We start from the raw sequence: 7078 nt of genomic DNA, 5'->3' as shown, positions 1-7078 counted from the left end.
CCATACGGTCTTCGTCTATCCCAGGTGGGATATCGTGCAGAAAAAACTGAAAAAGTAAATACAAGAAAACCAAGGAGGATCGAATGATTCAGATTATGGATAAAGTACTCGGATGGGGCATGGTTGTTTTGGCGGCCTACACACTGTATGCTGTCGTAACTGCCAACCATGCATTTGTCGGTTGATCATTGACTCCAATGATTGACTTTTTCAAAAGGGCTTTTGGCCCTTTTCTTCTACTGATACTCTTTTCCCCCGTTTTTGCATCGGATCAGATAGATTTCATTCTCGCCAACGACGGCATCATGCCGCCGAAAGAGGTCGAGAAAATCGAGCAGATGGGGAGTGAGCTCTATGAAAAGACCCATGTTCCCGTTTTCGTCGCGGCAGTCGCGGATCTGAACAGAAGCAAACCCGGCAAGTTTCTCGATGAGATCAAACGGAAACATCGTACATACATTTTGCTCTACTTTTCCGTCAAGCCGACCGCCGTCAACATTTTCGCTTCCGACGATGCGAAAAAACTGATCGATATCGATCAGATACTCAGTCCTCTGCCGTGGCGCGGTACGATCAAACCGGTCATGAGTCCCGCTTTCAGCAAGAGTGAGAGTGTCAAACATGAAGTGGCTCTTTTCAACGGATACGCCGATATCGTGGATCAGGTCGCCGAGAGCAAGGGCGTCAAACTTACGACCAGTGTAGGCAGCGGAAGTAAAACCAGTTTTCAAATCGTTCGTACGATATTCTATGCCATACTTGCATTCGTGATTTTACAATTCATCGTGGCGAAAAAAAGAGGAAAACGTGGAACAGAAACGGAACAATGAGATAAACTACTGGCCCTACGCCATCGTCGGTATGATCCTGACCGTCGTACTGCTGGGTATCTGGACGATCAAGGTCGCCGTGAGCAATCCCGTACAGCTGGACAACAGCTATATGATGGATTATCAGGATGTCGATGAGAATATCAACGAAATACTGGCCAAACAGAGAGTCTTCGACAGCAAATACCGCATCGATCTGACACAAAACCGTCTCAAAAAAGGCGAAAACAGAGTGGTCGTGTCTTTGACGGATATCCACGGCAATCCTGTCGACGGCGCGGAGATCGTCGCTATCGTCGCACGGCCGACGACTCTCAAAGGTGAGAAAAAACTCGGCACCTTCAAACGTGAGGACGGGCTCTATGTCAGCGATCCCTTTGTCATCGAACGGGGAGGACGCTGGAATATCCAGGTGAAAGTCGTGGTCGGAAACGACATCGGTTACAAAACCTACAAAACCTTCGTCGAAGAGTGACTGGCGAAGGTTCTGCAAAAACCTTATAAAACACTGAAATTAAGCATAAATTAAACTATATTACCCTACAATCCCAACGTTCAAATCTTTTTAAAGGTCAAGCTACCATGAAAATGACAAAGATGGTAAACAGCGCTCAGGTCGAGCGTGACTGGATCGTACTCGATGCAGAAGGAAAAACTTTCGGACGACTGGTAACGGAGATCGCTACCTATCTTCGCGGAAAACACAAACCCTATTTTACTCCCCATGTCGATTGCGGTGATCATGTCATCGTCATCAACGCATCGAAAGTGAAATTTACAGGCGGCAACAAACTCGAAGACAAACAGTATCATCGACACAGCGGCTATTTCGGAAGCGTCAAGAGTGAAAAGCTGGGTGAACTCGTCGAGAAAAACCCCGAAAAACTTTTCAAACTGGCGACCCGCGGTATGCTCCCGAAAACCAAACTTGGTCGACAGATGCTGAAAAAACTGCGTGTCTACGCAGGCAGCGAGCATCCTCATACAGCACAAGTAAAAGCAAAGGAAAACTAAGATGGCAAACGTTTACGCAACCGGAAAACGAAAAACGTCCGTCGCTAAGGTTTGGCTGAAACCGGGTACGGGCAAAATGACGATCAACGGCATGGGCCTTGACGAGTGGCTCGGCGGCCACGAAGCGATCAAGCGCAAGGTCATGCAGCCGCTGCTTCTGACCAAACAGGAAGCCAGCGTCGATATCGTCGCCCAGACACTCGGCGGCGGATACTCCGCACAGGCCGATGCACTGAAGCATGGCATTTCCAAGGCTCTCGTCGCATTCGACGAAGAGTTCAGAAAAATTCTGAAACCTCACGGACTTCTGACACGCGACAGCCGTGTCGTCGAGCGTAAAAAATATGGTAAACACAAAGCTCGCCGAAGTCCTCAGTTCTCCAAACGTTAACCTTTTTCCCGGGATTTTCCCGGGGGAGTTCGCACCATGAAAAAATTCATCACTCTTCTCATTTTCATATCATCCATACTCTTCGCCGAGGTACGGGATCTCAATATCGCATCTTTCGAAAAACTGAAAAAAAACGGCATTCCCGTTATCGATATCCGCACACCACAGGAGTGGAGAGAGAGCGGCATCATCGCCGGATCCCACACGATCATGTTTTTTGGACCCGACGGCCGTTACGACATCGAAGCCTTCATCGGTGATCTGGAAAAACTGGGAATTCGGAAAAATACTCCCTTCATCCTGGTCTGCCGATCAGCCAACAGGACACGGAAGCTGGGGAACTATCTTGCCGACGAACTCGGGTACGAGAACGTCTACCATCTTACAGGCGGAATACTCAACTGGAAACGGCACGACAAACCGTTGATTCCCTACAAGCCTTGATGCGATATATCCTTTTACTCCTACTTTTTCCGCTGTTTCTGCTCTCTTCCACACTTCATCTCTCGCTTGGCGCCAACCCTAGCCGGATCAATCCGCTTCTGGCCACGGACAGTGCCAGCGGCGAGATCAGCGGATGGATCTTCAACGGCCTCGTCAAGTTCGACAAAGATGCCGATATCGTCGGCGATCTCGCCGAATCCTGGGAGTTCGAGTCACCGACGCGGCTGGTGTTTCATCTGCGCAGAGGTGTCAAATGGCACGATGGCCGGCCCTTTACGGCCCACGATGTCGCCTTTACATACGAACTGACGAAATCTCCGAAACTTTTTACCCCCTACGCCAGCGATTTCCGCTATGTGAAATCGGTGAAAGCCCGTGACGATCATACGGTGGAGGTGGACTACAAAGAGCCCTATTACAAGGCGCTATCGATCTGGATGATGGGAATTTTGCCCAGGCATCTGTGGGAAAAGGTCGAAGATCCGATGACGAGCCCACTGAATCGAAAGCCTATCGGAACGGGACCCTACAGACTCGAGAGGCTCGAAAATTCGGGCGACGTGGTTTTGAAGGCGAATCCTGACTATTTCGAGCACGCCCCCAACATCGATACGATCCACTACCACTTCATTCCCGACCCGACGACGCAGTTTCTGATGCTCAAAGCCCGCAAGCTCGATCTCGGATCGTTGACACCGCTGCAGATCGAAAAGCAGATCGATCGGGGTTTCAAAGAGCATTACCGGATCGTCAGACTGCCGGGCAGGGGCTATACCTACCTGGGTTTCAATCTCAAAAACGACAAATTCAAGGATCCGAATGTCCGCAGGGCCATCGATATGGCGATCGACAAGGAGCAGTTGATACGCATTCTCTTCTTCTCCTACGGCAAGGTGTGCCACGGCCCTTTCATGCCGGGAACTTTCGCCTATCCCGAAGATCCGCCGAAGAGTCCGTACGATCCCGAAAAAGCGAAGAGATTGTTGAAAGAGGCGGGTTACGACAAGAAGAATCCTCTCTCCTTCACGATCTCGACCAACGCCAACAACAGTACCCGCCTCTATGCCGCACAGATCATCCAGTATCAGCTGGGAAAGATCGGGGTGAAAGTGAAGATCCGGGCCATGGAGTGGCAGGCTTTTTTGAATACGGTCGTCACGCCGCGACGTTACGAAGCGATACTTCTGGGATGGAGTCTGGGTCTCATCCCCGACGCCTATGCCCTGTGGCACTCCGACTCCGACAAATTGGGCGGTTTCAACCTGGTGGGATACCACAACGGGGAGGTGGATCGACTGATCGAGGAGGCGGAGCGTACCACCGATATGGCGAAAGTGGGAAAGCTCTACAGAAAGATGTTCGCCCTGATCGCCGCCGACCGGCCATATGTGTTTCTCTATATCCCCGATTCGATCACGGTCGTGAATCGGCGGATCACCCCGATCGTCCCTTCGATCATCGGGATCATGCACAACCAGATCGACTGGATCAAACCGTGAAACGGCGCGAAACGGTCATACTTTTCGATCTGGACGGGACCCTGATCGACTCGACCGAGGCGATACTGGAGAGTTTTTCCGCCGCCTACGGCGATCTTGGCGCCGAAGCGCCCGATGCCGGGGCGATCGTTCCGATGATCGGCATACCCCTGGGGGAGATGTTCGAGAGACTCGGTGTAAAGCGTACCCTTGTGGCACGGTATGTGGCGGCCTACAAAAGACGTTACCGCGAAATCAGCCGGCAAAAGACGGTGCTTCTGCCGGGTGCCCGAGAAGCGGTCGAAGAGGCGGCGGAGTTCGCGAGACTCGGTGTCGTGACCACGAAAACGGGACGTTATTCGATCGAACTGATGGAACATTTCGGGTTGATGAGCCATTTTGAAGTGCTCGTGGGAAGCGAAGATGTAAAACGCCACAAACCCCACCCCGAACCGGTTCTCAAAGCGCTCGATGCGATGGGTGTGTCCACCTCCGCTGCCTGGATGATCGGCGATACACTGATGGATATCCGCGCAGCCCACGCCGCCGGTATCAGACCCTACGCCCTGACGTGCGGATACGGTCGAAAAGAGGCGTTGGAGGCCGAATGTAAACATCTCGCACCCGATGCGAAAACGGCCGTGGTGAATATCCGGTCAGAAAGCTTGCTTTAAGAGCCGCTTGATTACAATAAGCATACCTTAGTAGTTCAATCAAAGCGCCGTTTAAAAGTTCCTTTTGGGATTTGGCGTTTTAAAAAGGGAGAAACTCATGTTGGAAATTCGCTGGCACTCTCGTGCAGGGCAGGGTGCGGTAACAGGCGCCAAAGGACTTGGCGACGTTGTCGCCCGAACCGGAAAATATGTACAGGCTTTCGCATTCTACGGATCGGCGAAACGCGGTGCGGCGATGACGGCATACAACCGCATCGACGACGAAGTGATACTGAACCATCAGAAATTCATGCATCCCGATTACGTTCTCGTCATCGACCCGGGTCTGACCTATACGGCCGACATCACCGCGAACGAAAAAGAGGAAACCAAATATATCATTACGACACACCTGAGCAAAGAGGAACTGATCGAGAGCCAGCCGAAGCTCAAGGGCAAAGACGTCTACGTCGTCGACTGTATCCAGATTTCGCTCGACACGATCGGACGTGCCATTCCGAACACGCCGATGCTGGGAGCGCTGATGAAAGTTTCGGGCATGTTCGAGCTGGACTATTTCCAAAACGCGATGAAGAGTGTTCTCGCAAAGTTTCCGCAGAAGATCATCGACGCCAACATGGCGGCGATCGAACGTGCGTACAATTCAGTGAAGTAAGGGAGAAGCAATGAAATATCTTGGATGGGACGAACTGATCCCCGGAGCGATCCTCTTTTCATTCAAAGAAGAGCTGGACAAGGATGCGAGTTATATTCTGCCGGAAGATCGCCCGTATGCGGAGACCAACTCACATGAAGCGTATGTCGGCGACTGGCGGGTTCTGAAACCGGTCTACAACAGAGACATCTGTATCGACTGTCAGTTCTGCTGGATCTACTGTCCCGACGTATCGATCATTTCACGCGACAAGAAGATGATCGGCGTCGATTACGACCACTGCAAAGGGTGTGGTATCTGTGTCGAAGTGTGCCCGACCAACCCGAAATCGCTCTTGATGTTCGAAGAGCGCATTCCCAACGAAGAAGCTCTGGCCAAATGGCCCGAGAAAGAGTAACAGGAGAATTTGATGGCTGAAAAAATGGAATTGAACGAAGTAGAGGTTTGGGACGGTAACATGGCGGCGAGCCAGGCGATGCGCCAGGCTCAGATCGATGTCGTGGCTGCCTACCCGATCACCCCTTCTACACCGGTTGTGCAGAACTATGGATCGTTCCTCGCGAACGGATATGTCGACGGCGAATTCGTCATGGTCGAAAGTGAGCATGCGGCGATGTCCGGATGTGTCGGTGCCGCGGCAGCGGGCGGGCGTGTCGCCACGGCGACCAGCTCCCAGGGATTCGCCCTGATGGCGGAGGTTCTCTATCAGGCGAGCGGTATGCGTCTGCCGATCGTCCTGGTCGTCGTCAACCGTGCGCTCGCCGCACCTTTGAACGTCAACGGCGACCACTCCGATATGTACCTGGGACGCGACAGCGGATGGATCCAGCTCGACGGCTTCAACCCGCAGGAAGCCTACGACCTGACACTGATGGCTTTCAAGATCGGTGAAGACCCGGAAGTGCGTCTGCCGGTCATGAGTCATCAGGACGGTTTCATCACATCCCATACCGCCGAAAACGTACGACCGCTCAGCGACGATGAAGCCTACGAGTTCGTCGGCGAGTATCCGATGGTCAACCCGATGCTCGACCTCGCCAAACCGGTCACCTACGGTGTCCAGACCGAAGAGGATTGGCACTTCGAACACAAAGCGCGCCAGCATCACGACCTGATGACGAAAGTTTTCGGAAAGGTCGAAGAGGTTTTCGACGCTTTCGAAAAGAAGACGGGCCGCAAATACAACATCGTCGAAAAATATATGATGGACGATGCCGACGTCGCGATCATCGCCCTCGGATCGACTGTCGAGACGACTATCATGGTCGCGGAGAAGATGCGCAAAGAGCAGGGCATCAAAGCGGGTGTCGTTGCCCCGAGACTCTTCCGCCCCTGGCCGCACGAGAAGATCATCGAGGCGCTTTCGGGCGTCAAGGCGGTCGCGTGTCTGGATCGAAGCAGCCCCAACGGCGCCTTCGGTGCGCTTTACAACGAAGTGATCGGGTCGGTCTATCAGAGCGACAACCATCCGGTCGTGACCAACTACATTTACGGCCTCGGCGGCCGCGACTTCACGGTCGAACAAGCCGAAGAGATATACAAAGAGCTGGCGGCCAACGCCGAAGCCGGCAAACCGACGACACCACTGCAGC

Annotated in this window: 10 protein-coding genes; all 10 read left to right on the top strand. The window is 52.7% G+C overall.

All coding sequences use genetic code 11. From position 1 onward, the window contains the following. The first annotated feature begins 197 nt into the window (after positions 1-197). Positions 198-830, top strand: coding sequence for a hypothetical protein (locus tag Q1K23_RS06475; protein ID WP_300363327.1), 633 nt, complete (start codon positions 198-200; stop codon positions 828-830). Beyond that, a complete protein-coding gene (locus Q1K23_RS06470; RefSeq protein ID WP_300363326.1) occupies positions 808-1305 on the top strand; it encodes a FixH family protein in 498 nt (165 codons plus the stop codon). The genes Q1K23_RS06475 and Q1K23_RS06470 overlap by 23 nt, the downstream gene beginning before the upstream one ends. Before the next feature lie 113 nt (positions 1306-1418). Next, positions 1419-1844 (top strand): 50S ribosomal protein L13, encoded by a 426-nt coding sequence (gene rplM / locus Q1K23_RS06465; protein WP_300363328.1) that lies wholly within the window; start codon positions 1419-1421, stop codon positions 1842-1844. Between the two features lies 1 nt (position 1845). Then, positions 1846-2235 (top strand): 30S ribosomal protein S9, encoded by a 390-nt coding sequence (gene rpsI / locus Q1K23_RS06460; protein ID WP_201352375.1) that lies wholly within the window; start codon positions 1846-1848, stop codon positions 2233-2235. Between the two features lie 36 nt (positions 2236-2271). Then, the gene (locus Q1K23_RS06455) at positions 2272-2679 is read left to right on the top strand and encodes a rhodanese-like domain-containing protein (protein WP_300363325.1); all 408 of its coding nucleotides are present in this window, start codon (positions 2272-2274) and stop codon (positions 2677-2679) included. Then, positions 2679-4178 (top strand): peptide-binding protein, encoded by a 1500-nt coding sequence (locus Q1K23_RS06450; protein ID WP_300363324.1) that lies wholly within the window; start codon positions 2679-2681, stop codon positions 4176-4178. Before Q1K23_RS06455 ends, Q1K23_RS06450 begins: the two co-directional genes overlap by 1 nt. Next, complete coding sequence (locus Q1K23_RS06445) at positions 4175-4831, top strand: HAD family hydrolase (protein ID WP_300363323.1); 657 nt, start codon at positions 4175-4177, stop codon at positions 4829-4831. Before Q1K23_RS06450 ends, Q1K23_RS06445 begins: the two co-directional genes overlap by 4 nt. A gap of 97 nt (positions 4832-4928) precedes the next feature. Continuing rightward, entirely contained in the window at positions 4929-5486 is a 558-nt protein-coding gene (locus Q1K23_RS06440; RefSeq protein WP_300363322.1) for a pyruvate flavodoxin oxidoreductase subunit gamma, read from the top strand. 10 nt (positions 5487-5496) lie between these two features. Beyond that, positions 5497-5883 (top strand): 4Fe-4S dicluster-binding protein, encoded by a 387-nt coding sequence (locus Q1K23_RS06435; protein ID WP_300363321.1) that lies wholly within the window; start codon positions 5497-5499, stop codon positions 5881-5883. 12 nt (positions 5884-5895) lie between these two features. Continuing rightward, positions 5896-7078, top strand: a 1183-nt coding sequence (locus tag Q1K23_RS06430) for a 2-oxoacid:ferredoxin oxidoreductase subunit alpha (protein WP_300363320.1), incomplete at its 3' end; no start/stop codon positions are given.

The organism is Hydrogenimonas sp. (assembly GCF_029933015.1).
Taxonomy (GTDB): Bacteria; Campylobacterota; Campylobacteria; order Campylobacterales; family Hydrogenimonadaceae; genus Hydrogenimonas.
This window is presented reverse-complemented; position numbering and strand designations above follow the sequence as displayed.

What these genes read in the sequence shown, in the direction of transcription:
- Q1K23_RS06475 (WP_300363327.1), top strand. Translation starts at nt 198, where the DNA reads ATGATTGACTTTTTCAAAAGGGCTTTTGGCCCTTTTCTTCTACTGATA.
- rplM (WP_300363328.1), top strand. Translation starts at nt 1,419, where the DNA reads ATGACAAAGATGGTAAACAGCGCTCAGGTCGAGCGTGACTGGATCGTA.
- rpsI (WP_201352375.1), top strand. Translation starts at nt 1,846, where the DNA reads ATGGCAAACGTTTACGCAACCGGAAAACGAAAAACGTCCGTCGCTAAG.
- Q1K23_RS06455 (WP_300363325.1), top strand. Translation starts at nt 2,272, where the DNA reads ATGAAAAAATTCATCACTCTTCTCATTTTCATATCATCCATACTCTTC.
- Q1K23_RS06450 (WP_300363324.1), top strand. Translation starts at nt 2,679, where the DNA reads ATGCGATATATCCTTTTACTCCTACTTTTTCCGCTGTTTCTGCTCTCT.
- Q1K23_RS06440 (WP_300363322.1), top strand. Translation starts at nt 4,929, where the DNA reads ATGTTGGAAATTCGCTGGCACTCTCGTGCAGGGCAGGGTGCGGTAACA.
- Q1K23_RS06435 (WP_300363321.1), top strand. Translation starts at nt 5,497, where the DNA reads ATGAAATATCTTGGATGGGACGAACTGATCCCCGGAGCGATCCTCTTT.